At 41.8% G+C, this 15,676-nt stretch carries 15 protein-coding genes; 11 read left to right on the top strand and 4 right to left on the bottom strand.

Going from position 1 to position 15,676, the window contains the following annotated elements; translation table 11 throughout:
- Nucleotides 1–387: 387 nt before the first annotated feature.
- The gene (locus CWB80_RS09250; protein WP_138602792.1) at nt 388–2,460 is read left to right on the top strand and encodes a M13 family metallopeptidase; all 2,073 of its coding nucleotides are present in this window, start codon (nt 388–390) and stop codon (nt 2,458–2,460) included.
- A 774-nt stretch (nt 2,461–3,234) separates the two neighbouring features.
- Nucleotides 3,235–3,681, top strand: a complete 447-nt coding sequence (locus tag CWB80_RS09245) for an REP-associated tyrosine transposase (RefSeq protein ID WP_138599300.1) — start codon at nt 3,235–3,237, stop codon at nt 3,679–3,681.
- Between the two features lie 114 nt (nt 3,682–3,795).
- Here the strand turns inward: CWB80_RS09245 and yjgA are convergent, their stop codons facing one another.
- Nucleotides 3,796–4,317 (bottom strand): ribosome biogenesis factor YjgA, encoded by a 522-nt coding sequence (gene yjgA, locus CWB80_RS09240; protein WP_138599299.1) that lies wholly within the window; start codon nt 4,315–4,317, stop codon nt 3,796–3,798.
- Between the two features lie 137 nt (nt 4,318–4,454).
- On the opposite strand from yjgA, the gene pmbA reads away from it, so the two are divergent.
- Nucleotides 4,455–5,792 (top strand): metalloprotease PmbA, encoded by a 1,338-nt coding sequence (gene pmbA, locus CWB80_RS09235; protein ID WP_055021365.1) that lies wholly within the window; start codon nt 4,455–4,457, stop codon nt 5,790–5,792.
- Between the two features lie 129 nt (nt 5,793–5,921).
- The gene (locus tag CWB80_RS09230) at nt 5,922–6,338 is read left to right on the top strand and encodes a VOC family protein (RefSeq protein ID WP_138599298.1); all 417 of its coding nucleotides are present in this window, start codon (nt 5,922–5,924) and stop codon (nt 6,336–6,338) included.
- A 306-nt stretch (nt 6,339–6,644) separates the two neighbouring features.
- Here the strand turns inward: CWB80_RS09230 and CWB80_RS09225 are convergent, their stop codons facing one another.
- Nucleotides 6,645–7,304 (bottom strand): LiaF domain-containing protein, encoded by a 660-nt coding sequence (locus CWB80_RS09225; RefSeq protein WP_138599297.1) that lies wholly within the window; start codon nt 7,302–7,304, stop codon nt 6,645–6,647.
- A gap of 330 nt (nt 7,305–7,634) precedes the next feature.
- Between CWB80_RS09225 and CWB80_RS09220 the strand changes: the two genes are divergently transcribed.
- The 4 genes from CWB80_RS09220 to CWB80_RS09205 are packed head-to-tail and all read left to right on the top strand — an operon-like array spanning nt 7,635 to nt 8,881.
- Complete coding sequence (locus CWB80_RS09220) at nt 7,635–8,201, top strand: BON domain-containing protein (protein ID WP_054552867.1); 567 nt, start codon at nt 7,635–7,637, stop codon at nt 8,199–8,201.
- A 57-nt stretch (nt 8,202–8,258) separates the two neighbouring features.
- Nucleotides 8,259–8,417: a YqaE/Pmp3 family membrane protein gene (locus CWB80_RS09215; RefSeq protein ID WP_064971745.1), complete on the top strand. Its 159-nt coding sequence runs from the start codon at nt 8,259–8,261 to the stop codon at nt 8,415–8,417.
- A 21-nt stretch (nt 8,418–8,438) separates the two neighbouring features.
- Nucleotides 8,439–8,621 (top strand): hypothetical protein, encoded by a 183-nt coding sequence (locus tag CWB80_RS09210; protein WP_138599296.1) that lies wholly within the window; start codon nt 8,439–8,441, stop codon nt 8,619–8,621.
- 50 nt (nt 8,622–8,671) lie between these two features.
- Entirely contained in the window at nt 8,672–8,881 is a 210-nt protein-coding gene (locus tag CWB80_RS09205) for a hypothetical protein (protein ID WP_054552865.1), read from the top strand.
- Here the strand turns inward: CWB80_RS09205 and CWB80_RS09200 are convergent.
- The gene (locus CWB80_RS09200; protein ID WP_138599295.1) at nt 8,866–10,890 is read right to left on the bottom strand and encodes a methyl-accepting chemotaxis protein; all 2,025 of its coding nucleotides are present in this window, start codon (nt 10,888–10,890) and stop codon (nt 8,866–8,868) included. The two genes, CWB80_RS09205 and CWB80_RS09200, sit on opposite strands and share 16 nt — an antisense overlap.
- A 112-nt stretch (nt 10,891–11,002) precedes the next feature.
- On the opposite strand from CWB80_RS09200, the gene CWB80_RS09195 reads away from it, so the two are divergent.
- Entirely contained in the window at nt 11,003–11,773 is a 771-nt protein-coding gene (locus CWB80_RS09195) for a Rossmann-fold NAD(P)-binding domain-containing protein (RefSeq protein WP_138599294.1), read from the top strand.
- Here CWB80_RS09195 and hutC read toward each other — a convergent pair whose 3' ends face one another.
- On the bottom strand, nt 11,774–12,481 hold the full coding sequence (gene hutC / locus CWB80_RS09190) for a histidine utilization transcriptional repressor HutC (RefSeq protein ID WP_138599293.1): 708 nt from the start codon (nt 12,479–12,481) through the stop codon (nt 11,774–11,776). It abuts the gene before it with no gap.
- Between the two features lie 142 nt (nt 12,482–12,623).
- Between hutC and hutI the strand changes: the two genes are divergently transcribed.
- The gene (hutI, locus tag CWB80_RS09185) at nt 12,624–13,865 is read left to right on the top strand and encodes an imidazolonepropionase (RefSeq protein ID WP_138599292.1); all 1,242 of its coding nucleotides are present in this window, start codon (nt 12,624–12,626) and stop codon (nt 13,863–13,865) included.
- 118 nt (nt 13,866–13,983) lie between these two features.
- Nucleotides 13,984–15,654, top strand: a complete 1,671-nt coding sequence (locus CWB80_RS09180) for a GGDEF domain-containing phosphodiesterase (RefSeq protein WP_138599301.1) — start codon at nt 13,984–13,986, stop codon at nt 15,652–15,654.
- The last annotated feature ends 22 nt before the right edge of the window (nt 15,655–15,676 follow it).

The raw sequence follows: 15,676 nt of genomic DNA, 5'->3' as shown, positions 1-15,676 counted from the left end.
CCTGCAGCCGTCAGCCGTCAGCCGTCAGCCGTCAGCCGTCAGCCGTCAGCCGTCAGCCGTCAGCCGTAAAAAATCGAGAAGTTAGATTTCAGAAGTCAGATATCAGTTGATCGAGAGGGTGGTTTTATTTTTTATGTAATTACACAAACAATCTTGTTGTTGAGGAATGTATTTTACTTTGTTCTAACCACTAACCACTAACCACTTAACCTCCCACTCTCATCGCTCAAAAATGCGGCTTATCTTGTTTTGATAAGAATTGTTACATATTCGGTTTTGTTGTTTTGCTCGAGAGGTTTATTATGGAAACAGCGAAAAACTAATGATTAATTATGTTTACTCGTTTTTCGATAAATACTTTATAAATTAAATTGGTACGGGAACCTCATGAAAAAAGTAACACTTACCGCGGCAAGTATTGCACTTGCGCTCGGTCTTGTTGGTTGTGGTGAAAAAGAACAAGAAACTAAAGCACCAGCAACTGCGACCGTCACTGAAGCAAAAGCACCTTTAAACTCTGGCATTGAACTGGCGAACATGGACAAGTCTGTTCGCGCACAAGATGACTTTTACTATCACGTAAACGGCGAATGGTTAGAGAAAACAGAAATTCCAGGTGATAAATCAAACTACGGTTCATTCACTCAGCTTTACGATGATTCGCAAAAAGCGATGAAAGAAGTATTAGAAAAAGCAGCGGCAAATAAAGACGTTAAGCCAGGTTCTGATGAAGCTAAATTAGCTGCATTCTACAACAGCTACATGGACGAAGCGGGCCGTGAAGCGGCAGGCATCAAGCCATTAACACCAGTGTTAGAAAGCGTTGATGCAGTTAAGAACAAGTCTGATCTTGTTGCTTTAATGGCTGAACTTCGCATTAAAGGTGGTAGTTTACCGTTTGGTTGGTACGTAAACAACGACGCGAAAAACTCTAGCGAAAACGCGATGTATGTTTATCAGTCTGGTTTAGGTTTACCAGATCGCGACTACTACTTAAAAGATGAAGAAAAATTCACAAAAATTCGTGAAGCTTACCAAGCATACGTAACAGCAATCTTAAGCAAGGCCGGTGTTGCTGATGCAGAATCTGCGGCTAAAGCAATTATTGATCTTGAAACAAGCATTGCCGATGCGCAGTGGAGCCGTGTAGAAAGCCGTGATGCGACTAAATCTTACAATAAGATGAGCGTTGCAGATGCAAACAAACTTACAGGTGAGTTTGATTTTGCAGCTTACCTTGATGCATCAGGTATCAAAACTGACGATGTAATCATTCGCCAACCTAGCTACCTAGAAAAATTCGCAGGTATCTACAACGATACAGACTTAGCAACGTGGCAGAACTACCTTAAGTTCCACTTTGTTAGCAACTATGCTCGCCTATTAGATAAAGAGCTAGTAGACCTTAACTTTGATTTCTACAGTACAACACTTCGCGGTGTAACAGAGCAGTCTCCACTTTGGAAAAAAGCGGTTGATGCATCAAACGGTGTATTAGGCGAAATGCTAGGTAAAGTATACGTTAAAGAAAACTTCCCGCCTGAAGCGAAAGCGCGCATGGAAGAGTTAGTTGATAACGTAATCAAAGGTTATGCAGTCGCGATTGAAAACCTTGAGTGGATGAGCCCAGAAACAAAAATCGCGGCTAAAGAAAAGCTTGATAAGTTCACACCAAAAATCGGTTACCCAGATAAGTGGAAAGATTACTCAGCACTTGAAGTGAAAGGTGACGACTTAGTAGGTAACTACATTCGCCACAGCGAGTGGGAATATGCAGACATGACTGCAAAACTAGGTAAGCCAGTTGACCGTTCTGAGTGGCACATGACACCACAAACAGTAAACGCTTACTACAACCCTGTGAACAACGAGATTGTATTCCCTGCGGCTATCTTACAACCGCCATTCTTCAACCTAGAAGCTGATGATGCTGTGAACTACGGTGCAATCGGTGCGGTAATCGGCCACGAATTAGGTCACGGCTTTGATGACCAAGGTGCGAAGTACGATGGTGATGGTAACTTACGTAACTGGTGGAGCGAATCAGACCTTAAACAGTTTGAAGAGCGCACGGGTCAGCTAGTTGCTCAGTATAACGAGTACAAACCATTTGAAGATGCTAGCGTAAATGGTCAGCTTACATTAGGCGAAAACATTGGTGACTTAGGTGGCTTAACAGTTGCTTATACAGCATACCAGTTATCACTTGGTGATGAAAAAGCGCCTATTATTGATGGTTACACAGGTGATCAGCGTTTCTTCATGGGTTGGTCGCAAATTTGGCGTCGTAAATATCGTGACGAAGAGTTACGTAACCGCCTAATGACAGACCCTCATTCACCAAGCCATTACCGCGTAATCGGTATTCTTTCAAACATGCCAGAATTCTATCAGGCATTTGATGTGAAAGAAGGTGACAAAATGTATATCAAACCAGAAGATCGCGTAAAAATCTGGTAATTGATTATCGATTTTAAAAAAGGCTCTGAGTGAACGCTCAGAGCCTTTTTTGTTTGGAGCTGTCAGCTTTAAGCCGACATTTGATGTAGACGTGAAATTTAGTGAGCCATCAGCTTTCAGCCGTCAGTTTTGAGCCGAATTGTGTTGTTTGTTGGTCAGGCATAGGTTGATGGAATGGCGTTGCATATAAGACGCGCCAAGCAAGCGTGACGCCTACGGTTTGATGTAGGCGTGAAATTTATTTCGCGCGATAGTTGAGTATTGTGTGACGTTTAAAACGCGCCAAGCAAGCGTGACGCCTACGGTGTTGTAGGCGTGAAATTTATTTCGCGCGATGGTTGAGTATTGTGTGGTGTTTAAGAAGCGCCAAGCAAGCGTGACGCCTACGGTTTGATGTAGGCGTGAAATTTATTTCGCGTGATGGTTGTTTATTGTTTGATGTTTCAGGCGCGCCAAGCAAGCGTGACGCCTACGCTTGTGGTAGGCGTGAAATTTATTTCGCGAGATGGTTGAGTATTGTGTGATGTTCAAGACGCGCCAAGCAAGCGTGACGCCTACGGTTGATGTAGGCATGAAATTTATTTCGCGCGTTAGTTGCGTGTTGTGTGGTGTTTAAGAAGCGCCAAGCAAGCGTGAAGCCTATGTTTGATGTAGGCGTGAAATTTATTTCGCGCGATGTTTTTGTATTGTGAGGTTCAAACATTTTTGGTGTAAATTGGCTAGGTGTGTTTTTAAGTTCTAAGATCAGGTTTTACCTTCAGGATTGATAGGTTTATGTTTTCGTCAAGGAAGAGGCTTAAAGGGCGTACCTCACATTCAAACTGCTATTATTCAGTAACTCTTTGTTGTGAGAATCGAGTGCCTATATTTGCCAACTATCTATATGCAGTTGATGCTGCCAAAGCAATTTACCATTTAGAAGATAAAGTGGAGACAATCTGCTTTGTCCTCATGCCTGACCATTTACATTGGATATTTCAACTTCGCCCTCAGCAAAACTTATCAGCAGTAATTAAGCTGTACAAAAGCATGGTGACCATGTCTATTCGTAAGAGAAAGGGGCGCAAAGTAGTGGTTTGGCAAAATAATTTTTATGATCATCAAATCAGAGATGAAAATGACCTAATACATCAAGCTCGATATATAGTCGCAAACCCTCTACGCGCAAAATTAGTCAAGCACGTTGGCGATTACCCGTTTTGGAATTGTATTTGGTTGTAGAGACGTGAAATTTATGTCGCGCGATGGTTGTGTATTAAGTGGTGTTCAACACGCGCCAAGCAAGCGTGACGCCTACGGTGTTGTAGGCGTGAAATTTATTTCGCGCGAAGGAAATCAAAGCATAATCGCATCTTTTAGATACTGGAATAACTCTTTGTAATTCTTTGCTGGTCTTTCTGCTTTTACTTCTTTTGCGGCGCTGCGCACTAATTGGCGCATTTTTTGGCGCTCAAGAGACGGGTATTGATCAATTGTTGAATTGATCAGGTCGTCACCTTGTTTAATTAAATCATCACGCAGGGTTTCGATTTTGTTCATCAAAACATCGGCTTGATTGTTTTTATTAAGCATGATGTCGATCATTGCTTGGATTTCATCAACGTTTTCTGTGGTACGTAATACTTTTGCGATGTAGTTTAAGTTACGACGGTAAGCATCGCTCTTATCACTTACTTTATCAGAAACAACAAGGGCTTCTTTTAAATCATGATTAAGCGGTAAACGATCGCGCTGCTTTTTCGGCATTTTTGCAATTTCAGCACCCAGACCATGATATTGCATGGCTTCACGTTTTAATTCGCTTTTTGATACGTAAATAATTTCTTCTTCGATAAGTGGCTTTTTCTTCTTCGCCATAAGGATGCTCATTCAGTAAACTTAACTATTCGCTATTATACGCCATTTAGTTAATGATTAATATTAGCTGATGCAGGTCTCGCAGTGTGTTAGCATTCGTTACACTATAAAAAATATCAGAACCTAGGACACACAAGATGAAAGATCCTATTTATCAACACATTTCTGAAGTGAAAGACGCAGTAAGCGAAGTGCTAGAGCATGCAAAAAAATTGGGTGCAACAGCAGCCGAAGCGGCGATGTCGAGCACGTCAGGTTTGTCTGTCAGTACGCGCATGGGCGAAGTTGAAACAATAGAGTTTAACCAAGACGGTGGCTTAGGTATCAGTGTTTATGTGGGTAATAACAAAGGGTCTGCTTCAACGGCTGACTTAAACCCAAAAACATTACGTACAGTGGTCGAAAAAGCCATTGATATTGCAAAGTTCACCTCTGACGACCCATTTAATGGTATCGCTGATAAAGAGTTACTTGAATTTGCGCCGCAAGATTTAGATTTATACCACCCGTGGGAAGTTAGCCCAGAGCAAGGTGTTGAGTTTTGTCATCAAGCAGAACAAGCTGCGCTAAATGCCGATGAGCGCATTGTAAATTCAGACGGTGCGAGTTTTTCTTCTCACCAAGGTTTACGTGTTTATGGTAACAGCCATGGCATGATTGCAGGTTACCCACGTACGCGTCATAGCATTAGTACGATGGTGATTGGTAAAGAAGGCGAGCAAATGCAGCGCGACTCGGCTTACACTATCGCGCGTCATAAAGATGATTTAAACGACGCTGCAAAAGTGGGCCTTGAAGCAGCAACAGAAACCTTGGCTAAGCTTAACAGCCAAAAGCTCGGTACTATGAAAGTGCCTGTAATCTTTAGAGCTGATATTGCGAACTCATTATTCGGCCATTTAGTGTCGGCGATTGGTGGAGGTGCGCTTTATCGTAAATCAAGCTTCTTGCTTGATAGCTTAGGTACAAAAGTATTCAGCGATTGTGTAAATATCTCTGAGCGCCCGCATTTATTAAAAGGTCTAGCGTCTTCGCCGTTTGATGCTGAAGGTTTAAAAACCGTAGATCGTGAAATTATTCAAGGTGGTGAACTGCAAACATACCTATTAGCAAGCTATGCGGCACGCAAACTGTCTATGGCACCAACGGGTCATGCTGGTGGTATTCATAACTGGCTAGTTGAACAAACCCATGCCGATTTAAAAGCGCTATTAAAAACCATGGGCACAGGCTTATTAGTAACTGAACTTATGGGCCAAGGTGTGAATACGGTAACGGGCGATTACTCACGTGGTGCAGCGGGCTTCTGGGTTGAGAATGGTGAAATCCAATACCCAGTCAGTGAAATCACAATTGCTGGTAACTTAAAAGATATGTTTAAAGCCGTTGTGGGCTTAGGTGGCGATATCGAGCGTCGTGGTGGTATTCAAACAGGCTCTGTATTGATAGAACAAATGCAGGTTGCTGGTAGCTGATTCATCAATAACTACTCAATTTTTGAAGCCTCACGTTTGTGGGGCTTTTTTATTTGAAAAAACGCTTTACCTAAACTTAACTTGAGGTTTTATCTTGGTGGCAGTTTAAAAATAAAAAGGAAAACTACCATGTATTTAGAACACGTAAACCTTGTTGTTAGTAATGTTGATGCCATGCTGCACTTTTATAAAGCTGCATTCCCGCACTGGCGTGTGCGTAGTAAAGGCGATAGCAAATGGTCGGGCAAACCGCGCAAGTGGCTGCACTTTGGTGATGATTACCAATATCTTGCATTAAGCGATAACGGTGAAGCTGAAAACCGTGATTTAGCCGGCCACCAAGTAGGCCTTGCTCATTTTGCCTATGTGACAAACGATATTAATGCCATAGTTGAACGCCTGGTTTCGGCTGGTTATGAAGTTGATAAACACGGCCCAGAAAACCCTTACCGTAAAAATGTATACTTCATCGACCCCGCAGGGTTTGAAGTTGAGTTTGTAGAGTATTTCAGTGATATCCCGAGTGAGAGGAATAATGACCAGTGAAGCTTTAAGTCATAAGCTGTAAGTTTTAAGTTGAACAGTGTTGTTTGTGGGTCAGGCATAGGTTGATGGAATGGCGTTGTATGCAAGACGCGCCAAGCAAGCGTGACGCCTACGGTGTAGGGTCGCTTTAACGCCGAACAGCTTTACTTTATTCACGGCTAAAGCCGTTCCCACGTTTGATGTAGGCGTGAAATTTATTTCGCGCGCATTCTTGTAGGTCGTGCTTTAGCGCGTCATTGATGAAACGTATGTAATATCTTGTCGCCATAAATGACGACTTACATTGCATAACCGCACCTCACAACTTTACTGCACCTTATTCATCTCTTTCCAACTGGCTTTTAGGCTGTTGGCGAAGCTGATGAACTTTTCTTTCATGGTGCGTTTAACTGAAATCTCGACTGAGCCTAGCCATACATTACCTTCAATAGTGATGGTTGGGCCTTGGCCTTTGTTTAAGGCAACTGATTTATTCTCTACACTACCAATCACGCTAAATAATTTAGATACCACATTTACATGTTCTGGCACGTAGATTTCATCGTTACCTAAAATACAGTTCACGTAAATGGTGACGTGCTGATGTTGGAAAATTGCTTCGCTAAAGTCGAGTTCAATTGAACCTAAGCAGTTTGTTAGGTGAATTTCTTTTGGTACTACCCATTGGCCGCTGCGCTCATTTGAGCCCAGAATACTGCGTAGCTGCAGGCTTTCGTTGTCGCTGCTGTGGCTGTAGTGAGGTTTAAATTGCGCATGCTTTTGCGACTTGTAGTCAATATCCGCTTTCAGATCTAAATCAGCAACAAGCTCAACCAGTACTTCGTTGCTGGTAGCTTCCATTGCCTGATCTAGGCGGCGTTCAAATGCTTCGGCTGAAATAACAGCATGACTGTAGTTATAAATGAGTTGATCAATGACTTCTTCTCTTACTTGATCGATTGGGCGGTCTTCAAGTTTAACGGCCATGGTAGTTCCCTGTTGTGATTTTAAAGGTGATTCTTTAGTTATTAATTACAAAGCAAAGCTTAGGCCAGATTTTATTTCTATATAAATCATGAGGTTGTCTTTTTAGACGAATAAGCAATTTCGTTAAATTAACCACAGATTAATAAAATCAGCAACTAAATGGTTATTTTTGCAACATTGTGAACATCTTACCGAGCAGCTTGTAAATCTTTACCGAAATGAATATAAATCACCGCTGAATAGGTATTTAACTTGCTGAAATTTAAGGGGTAAATAGTTGGCATCATAGTCGCATTACTTAAACTGTCTTTAATCAAAAGGAGAAAGATTATGAACACTTTTAACAAATCTATGATTGCGGCTTTAGTAATTGGTGCAACTAGCATGTCAGCTCAGGCAAGCAGCTGGGAAAATGAAAGTAAAGATGCTTGGATTGATGGTAAGGCGGAAACTGTGCTTCTTATGAACACAAACCTTAACAACTTTGACATCAACACTGATGTAACGAATGGCAAGGTTGTACTTACAGGTAAAGTTGATAGCGAATTAGATAAAGAGCTTGCTGAAGAGTTAGTTCTTAGCCTAGACGGTGTTAGCTCTGTTGATAACAAACTAACGGTTGTTAAAAACATGAAAGCTAAGCACATGAAATCAGACAAAGCTGATTCTGCAGAAAGCGACTTAACCGATGCAAAAATCAGTACTGTAATCACCACACGTTATTTATTTAACTCAGAAGTAGGTGGTACAGATATCGATGTTGATACCGACAACGGTGTAGTAACACTAAAAGGTACTGTTGAGTCTGATGCAGAAAAGCAATTAGCGGTAAGCATTGCTGAAAACGCTGAAGATGTTCGCAAAGTAATCGATGAATTAACGATTGTTGCTGAATAATAGCAAGCCCTATATAGCCCAGCTTTGGCTGGGCTTATCTTTTTCAAGGAGTGAGTCATGGATTTAATACGTATTATTTTATCGGTTTTAATTCCACCTCTCGGCGTATTTTTACAGGTAGGTTTAGGTGCGCAGTTCTGGATTAATATTCTTTTAACTCTATTAGGGTATATTCCAGGTTTGATTCATGCTGTGTATATCATCGCTAAGCGATAATCACCGCATTAATCTACAAGGATGGGTAATGGAGCACAGCAAGGAAGGGCTGTAGGAGTAACGGACGATAAAGCGCAAGGAGTTTACAGTATGGATAATGTAACTAAGCACAAAGGACAACAAGGAAGTAACAAGGCGTTATGGAGTAGCGCACAATGGCAACGCTTTATGGATAAGGTGAATGGAGATGACAGCAAGGATTAAGCTTAGGCTTGGAGCCCAAACGGATGAAGCTAGCGTAAGGAGGAGACTATATGGAACAAGTACAAACGCAATCAAAACAAGGATTGACCAATAATGGAGTTGCTTTATGGAACAAGCAACAGTGGCACGAATTTATGGAACACGCGAAAGCGGTTGCGCCACGATTAACAGGGAAGGCTGACGATAAAAACCCGATGTCATCTTCAGGTGACATCGGGTTTTTAACTACTTCAGCAATTTATCTTTATAACTTAAATTGATTTACTGTCTTATTGAGAGACTCTGCTAACTCATTCAAATCACGTGCTTCATCCGCCAATTCATGGGCATGATCTGCAGTGCTATTCACTAAGTGATTAATCGCTGCCAAGCTATTGTTAATATCTTCTGCAACCACAGTTTGCTGCTCTGTCGAAGTCGCAATTTGATGACTTTGATCTTGTACATTTGTCACAGATTGCGCGATATCTTGCAATGCTTGCAATACAATTTGTGTTTGCTCAACTGAGCCTTCAGCACGCTCTTGACCTTGCTGCATCATGGTTGATGCTTGTTGGGCAATTTGCTGTAAACGGCTGATCATATTGCGAATATCATCTGTTGACTCTTGCGTTCTGCTTGCTAGTGAACGAACCTCATCAGCAACAACTGCGAAACCTCGGCCTTGCTCACCTGCACGGGCTGCTTCTATCGCTGCGTTAAGTGCCAGTAAGTTAGTTTGCTCAGCGATTGAGTTGATAACATCAACCACCGCGCCGATATTGCCACTTTCTTGTTCAAGACCCGCAACGACTTTAGACGCTTCACCAATGTGACTTGCAAGAGCGGTCATGACTGACTGAGCTTGAGTTGAGCGCTTAGTGCCATCTGCGGTAATGGTTTGCACTTCTTCAGCTGCATTATTGGTATGTTGCGCGTTACGTGAAATTTCGAGAACAGTTGAGGCCATTTCGGTTACTGCCGCACTTACGCTATCAACTTGTTGCTTTTCTTGCTGAATTTCATCATTGGTTTTTTGCGATACGGTTTTCAATTGGGCTGCGGCTTGGCTTAATTGCTCAGCTTGAGCTGCAGTATTCAGCATCATTGCACGTAATTTATCGATGAAAGTATTCATGTGATGAGCAAGCTGTCCTACTTCATCCTGACTTTTTATCTCGATTTTTTGTGTTAGATCGCCATCACCTGATGCGATATCACGCATGATGTAAGTGAGTTTAGTCAGCGGCTTGGTGATCATTTGCGTGGCCCAGAAGATCATCGCAATAATAATCGCAAGAATGATGATCACGGATGTTGTGGTTGTCATCACCGCATCATTTACTGGCTCATCAATCATACTGGTCGGAATTAAAATACCCACATACCAATCAAGGTAAGGGCTTTCTAATTCAAGGCGATTGTATACAACGTAATATTGCTCGCCTTTGAATGTGACAAAGCTGCTACCCTCTTTTTGGCTTTTCATCGCGCGGTTTAATTCGCTAAAGCCCGAGGTGTCGTTAAATTGCTTTTCGAGGGCATCTAAGCCTTCTTTGCCATTAGGGCCTTCGTCTGTGATAGATAGTTTATGTCCAGTTCGTTTTGAAAAGTGCACTACTTTCTGGTTGCTGTCGAGTAAAAAGCCAAAGCCTTGGCCATCAAATCGAATAGCTTCAACCATGTCGTTGATATTATTAAGCTGTAAATCAACACCACCAAAACCAACAAGCTTGTTTTGTTTATAAACTGGCTGTTGTACAACTGCAGAGGCGATACCTGTGGTTAAATCAACAGAAATAGGGCCAACATACAACTTATTAATTTTTAATGCATCTTGCCACCAACCACGTTTGTAAGCGTAATATGGTTGGCCATTATAAGTGGCTGTACGCTCGTTTTCTTTGAAGTACTCACCTGTGGTCGCAGAAGCAAAGAAGGCTGATAAAATGTTATCATCGTTACCACTAATACGAACAAAATCTTGATTAACGCTGCTGTAACCAGGCTGACTATCTAAGCTTTGATCGCGCTGAGTCCAGTTATCGAACCAGTTAACTAAATGCGGGTTTGTTACAAAGGTTTCGACAACTTTGCCGTATTTGGCAAAATAGGCCTGCATTGACAGTCGCTCACTTTGCAAATAGCTGTCGGCTTCGCGTTGAATTGCATGACGTGAAAGATCAGCAATATGGTTTACAAAAAAGCTAGACGCGATGATTAGTAGCACACTTATCGTCCCGCCAATGAGCAGAAGTATTTTTTTACGTAAAGAGAGGTTGTTTAACATAGTGCACGCGTTTTTATTATAGGTTAGAGTTATCTATCTAATCATATTTGCACCTAAATCGCTACACTGTTAAGCAAAGGTTAATAATAAATACTAAGGGGCAGTTGAGTAAATGAGTACTGAAAATAATAAACTGGTTGTTTTAGGTGCCGGCTGGCTTGGAAATGCACTTTGTGTTGAGGCAAATAAATTAGCATGGCAAGTACAGGGAACACATCGCGGTGGCGAGCACGAATATGACTTTCAGCGCCAGTTTATACTTGAAGGTGATGTGCTCAAGCATGAGCTGTCGCTTGAAAATGCTTGGTGGGTCTGCGCTATTCCACCGCGTAGTCGTAGCTCAGAAAGTAACTATTTAGCGACTTTGCAAGCAGGGCTTGAACTTGCTAAGCAACTAAATTGTAAAGGCTTTATTTTATGTTCTTCGACAGGAGTTTATCCATCTAACAATGGTCAATATGACGAAACTACAGAAATTATTTGCCAATCAGCACGTCAACAAAAGCTATACGATGCTGAACAGTTAGTGCTAAGTGCTGGTGGTAAAGTATTGCGTTTGGCTGGTCTTGTAGGGCCTGGGCGCGATCCGGGTAGGTTTGTTGCCGGTAAAGAACTGACTAGCTCAAGTCAGCAAGTAGTAAACATGGTTCAGCAGCAAGATGTGATAGCGGCGATTTTTTCAGTACTTGAAAATTGGTCAAACGCGAGCAGTATTTATAATGTGGTTAATCCGGCACATCCTACAAAAGCAGATTACTACCAACAAAAATGTGCTGAGCAGGGCAACCAGCCACCGACTTTTACTAGTCATGATAAAGGCGAGCGCCTTATTGATGGCTCAGCGATTGAGTCACTGAATTTTCGTTATCAAATGTCCATTTAGTTATCTTTTAAAAGTAAGGTGGCCGCCTAATCGGTATTTACTGCCTGGTGATACTAAACGGGCAAAGCTCACAATACCTTGTGATGACCAAGTTCGGCGGATCACTTGTAAGCATGGCTCTTCGTTATAAAGGTTCAGCCATTCGCACATTTCTTGGTTGGGCATAATCGCTTCGACTGTATGGCGTGCCTCGGTGAGCGGGGCGTTTTGCGATAAGTATTCATGAGGCGTTAGGCTATGGAAATCCTGCTGTAAGTAATCTTTAGCAAGAGCGGGGTTCACAAAGCGTTCTTCAACTTGCAGAGGTTGCTCGTTTTCATTGTGTACAATCACACTTCTGTAAACATGGCTGTCGACCTCGACACCCAAAGCAATCGCAATTGGTGCTATAGCGCTTATAGACTCCATTACTAAAATGGTACAACTATAGTGGTTACTTCGCGCTTTTACCTCATCGGCAATATTTTTAATTTCTAATAAAGATGATTGTGACTTAAAGCTAGCCACAAAAGTACCTAGGCCTTGGCTACGGGTTAATATACCTGCATCGGTTAATTCACTGAGTGCTCGTCTTGCAGTCATACGACTAACTTTAAACTGGTTGGTAAGCTCATTTTCAGAGGGCACTCGGTGATCTTCTTGCCAAGCTCCAGAACGAATATTTTCCAGAATGAACTCTTTTATTTGCGCAAATTTAGGAACACTCATTATGCGTGTATATGTGGTGAGTAAACAGTATGTTTGAAGGTGACATAATTATCTTGTATATACAAGGTGAGTTGATAAACTTTAAGCAAATTTAAATTTAGTCTCGTAATGGGCCTATCGCAAGTATCAATGTAGGTGAAAAATGCACACAACCAATAATGATCAAGCTTTCTGGGATTTAGTGATCACAGATGCCAACATCGCCACAATGGACCCAGCCATCGAAGCACCTTATGGTGCTATTGAAAATGCAGCTATTGCTGTTAAAGATGGCAAAATTGCTTGGTTAGGTGAGCAAGCCGATTTACCAGAGTTTGATGCGCTAGCTACGCCAACATTGTCAGCAAAAGGGCAGTGGTTAACCCCCGGGTTAATTGATTGCCACACTCACTTAGTGTTCGCGGGTAGCCGTGCAGAAGAATTTGAACAGCGTTTACAAGGTGTAAGCTATGAGCAAATAGCTGCAAACGGTGGCGGTATTGCAAGTACCGTACGTGCAACGCGAGAAGCCGATCACGAAGCTTTATTTGTCAGTGCAAAAGAGCGCTTAAATGCATTATATGCAGAAGGTGTGACGACGGTAGAGATTAAATCTGGCTACGGTCTTGATTGCGAAAACGAAATTAAACTTCTCGAAGTGGCACGTTTACTCGGTGAAAATCACCCTGTTGATGTTAAAACCACTTTTTTAGGTGCGCATGCATTACCACCTGAATATAAAGGCCGTAGCGATGAGTACATTGATCTGGTTTGCGGTGAAATGCTTGACCGTGTTGTTGAAGCTGATTTAGCTGATGCCGTTGATGCTTTTTGTGAAAACGTAGGCTTTAGCAACGAGCAAACACGCCGTGTGTTTGAAGCGGCTAAAAAGCACAACTTACCGGTTAAGTTGCACGCTGAGCAGTTATCTAATCAACATGGTGCAGAGCTTGTTGCTGAATTTAATGGCTTATCGGCAGATCATATTGAACACTTAGATGAAGCTGGCATTCAAGCAATGGCCAAAGCGGGCACTGCAGCGGTATTGTTACCAGGTGCATTTTACTTCTTACGTGAAACAAAGTATCCGCCAATTGAACTACTGCAGCAGTACCAAGTTCCAATTGCTATTTCAACTGACTTCAACCCGGGTACTTCGCCTTTATGTTCATTGCATTTGATGATGAACATGGCATGCACTGTTTTTCGAATGACACCAGAGCAAGCATTAGCTGGGGTAACACGAAACGCTGCAGGTGCTTTAGGACTTGATGATCGTGGTGTGTTAAAGGTAGGCGCACGTGCTGATATTGCCCATTGGCAAATAACCCACCCAGCACAATTAAGTTACCAATTTGGCGTAAATAAACTGTTAAATCTGTGGATTTTGGGTAGACTTAATTAGATAAGTCTTTTTTACGTAGTATTTTTACATGTCTTTGATTGCCAGCTTAGCAAGTAGTGTGAGCCTTGCAAATTTAAGTAGCGATGTTGTGCCAGTGTTTTTAGCTGGTTGCGTTCTTATGGCAATGATTTGTGCCTTATGTGTTACTCAAAATTCTATTTTAAGGCTGAGCTTAGTCGTCAATGGCGTGCTTGGATTAGCAATTCTTAGTCTTGGCATGCCTTGGTTAGTGCTATTGTTAAGTGCAAGTGTTTGTTTTCATTTGTGGCAGGCATTTCGCACAACTAATTGGCTAGCAATCATTATTTCAGTTGTTGCTGCGATTGTATTAACAGTACTTTATTCAGCTCATTTATTGTTACATACTGCTCTTTACTGGCTTGTTTTTTCTGTCGTTATTTTGTGTATATCAGGCTTTTTTAATTATGAAGAACCTGAAGAAGAGCAGGTGGTCGTTGAGCCACTTCACACTGACGAGTTAGATGCGACACCTCTTACAGGCTTACCCGATCGCAACGCCCTAAAAAATAGCTTTATTGCTTGGACCGAGGAGCATGATGCTAACTGCGCGTTAGTGATGCTTCGCCTTGAAGGTTTTAACGATGTAAACCAACACATAGGTCGAGACTTTGGTGATTTGTTATTAGCGCAATCAGCAACCCGAATTAAACAGCAGCTCAATGTTGATAATGTTCTTAATATAGTGGGTAATTCAGGCAAAGCCGAAAAGTTGGCGCATTTAGGGGGCTTAAACTTTGCGTTTATTTGTTCATTAGAGGAACAAAAGCACCTTCATGAGCAACTAATTAGTCAAATTCGCCATGTTACTTTAAAGCCATTTAATGTTGCCAATTGCACCATTGAAGTTAAAGTTCGTGCTAGTTATGTAGTTTGTGATGAGCCTGAATACAGTTTTGAAAACTTCATTTCGTTTGCCAATCTAGCGCTTGATTCAAATCCAGACAAAGCGATTGTGCCTTATCATCCGCAAATGATGATTGAGCAATTGGAGCAGCAAGCACGACTACGTGAGTTAGCACACCTTGATTTTGCAAGTGAACTAGAGTTGTATTTTCAGCCAGTTATTCGTAATAACGATGAGCAAATCGAATTTTTAGAATTGCTGTTACGTTGGCAGCATCCTAAGCAAGGGATTCTTTCTGCGAATAAATTTATAGATGATATACGTGTTGCAGGCCTAAGCTATCCTGTGGCTGCTTTTGTTATTGAGCGTGCAGCAGAACTTGCTATGGCACTACGAATGGAAAGTATTGAATTACCTCTTAGTATAAATGTGTTTGGCCCTGAGATGCTGCACGAAGAATTTATTGAGTTTGTTGACCGTATCATGGCTGAGCATCGACTAGAGCCGGGTGATTTAATTATCGAGTGCCCGCTCGATTTATTTATGAGTTTAGATGATCAAGGTAAAGCGATGGTTGCAAGGCTCAATAGTATTGGTATCAAATTATGTATCGATGGTTTTGGTGACACACCTATTTGGCTAGCTAAGCTTCCGAATCTTAATGTTGAGTATATTAAAGTGGCGGCTTCACTTACCGCTGATTTTGCTCATCAAAGTCAAATTCGAAGCCTCGTTTCGGGCATGGTCGATATGCACAATCAAAATAATGCAAAAGTGATTTGTGAAGGAGTTGAAACTCTAGAGCAACTTAAGTTTGTAAAGTCGCTTAAAACCTATGCTGCACAGGGCTATTATTTTAATTACCCATTGAGCAGTGTTGGTATGATGTCATGGCTTAAACAATGGCGTTTGGAACATCAGTAAGCGTAAAGCTGTGCTCTCTCTC

The sequence above is a fragment of the Pseudoalteromonas sp. S1650 genome (genome assembly GCF_005887195.1).
Taxonomy (GTDB): Bacteria; Pseudomonadota; Gammaproteobacteria; order Enterobacterales; family Alteromonadaceae; genus Pseudoalteromonas; species Pseudoalteromonas simplex.
Note: the sequence above shows the minus strand (reverse complement) of the source record. Positions and strands in the feature narration are given on the sequence as shown.

Bases quoted from the DNA above. Each gene is read 5' to 3' on its own strand.
- CWB80_RS09250 (WP_138602792.1), top strand. From the start codon at position 388: ATGAAAAAAGTAACACTTACCGCGGCAAGTATTGCACTTGCGCTCGGT.
- CWB80_RS09245 (WP_138599300.1), top strand. From the start codon at position 3,235: ATGTTTTCGTCAAGGAAGAGGCTTAAAGGGCGTACCTCACATTCAAAC.
- yjgA (WP_138599299.1), bottom strand. From the start codon at position 4,317: ATGGCGAAGAAGAAAAAGCCACTTATCGAAGAAGAAATTATTTACGTA.
- pmbA (WP_055021365.1), top strand. From the start codon at position 4,455: ATGAAAGATCCTATTTATCAACACATTTCTGAAGTGAAAGACGCAGTA.
- CWB80_RS09230 (WP_138599298.1), top strand. From the start codon at position 5,922: ATGTATTTAGAACACGTAAACCTTGTTGTTAGTAATGTTGATGCCATG.
- CWB80_RS09225 (WP_138599297.1), bottom strand. From the start codon at position 7,304: ATGGCCGTTAAACTTGAAGACCGCCCAATCGATCAAGTAAGAGAAGAA.
- CWB80_RS09220 (WP_054552867.1), top strand. From the start codon at position 7,635: ATGAACACTTTTAACAAATCTATGATTGCGGCTTTAGTAATTGGTGCA.
- CWB80_RS09215 (WP_064971745.1), top strand. From the start codon at position 8,259: ATGGATTTAATACGTATTATTTTATCGGTTTTAATTCCACCTCTCGGC.
- CWB80_RS09210 (WP_138599296.1), top strand. From the start codon at position 8,439: ATGGGTAATGGAGCACAGCAAGGAAGGGCTGTAGGAGTAACGGACGAT.
- CWB80_RS09205 (WP_054552865.1), top strand. From the start codon at position 8,672: ATGGAACAAGTACAAACGCAATCAAAACAAGGATTGACCAATAATGGA.
- CWB80_RS09200 (WP_138599295.1), bottom strand. From the start codon at position 10,890: ATGTTAAACAACCTCTCTTTACGTAAAAAAATACTTCTGCTCATTGGC.
- CWB80_RS09195 (WP_138599294.1), top strand. From the start codon at position 11,003: ATGAGTACTGAAAATAATAAACTGGTTGTTTTAGGTGCCGGCTGGCTT.
- hutC (WP_138599293.1), bottom strand. From the start codon at position 12,481: ATGAGTGTTCCTAAATTTGCGCAAATAAAAGAGTTCATTCTGGAAAAT.
- hutI (WP_138599292.1), top strand. From the start codon at position 12,624: ATGCACACAACCAATAATGATCAAGCTTTCTGGGATTTAGTGATCACA.
- CWB80_RS09180 (WP_138599301.1), top strand. From the start codon at position 13,984: ATGGCAATGATTTGTGCCTTATGTGTTACTCAAAATTCTATTTTAAGG.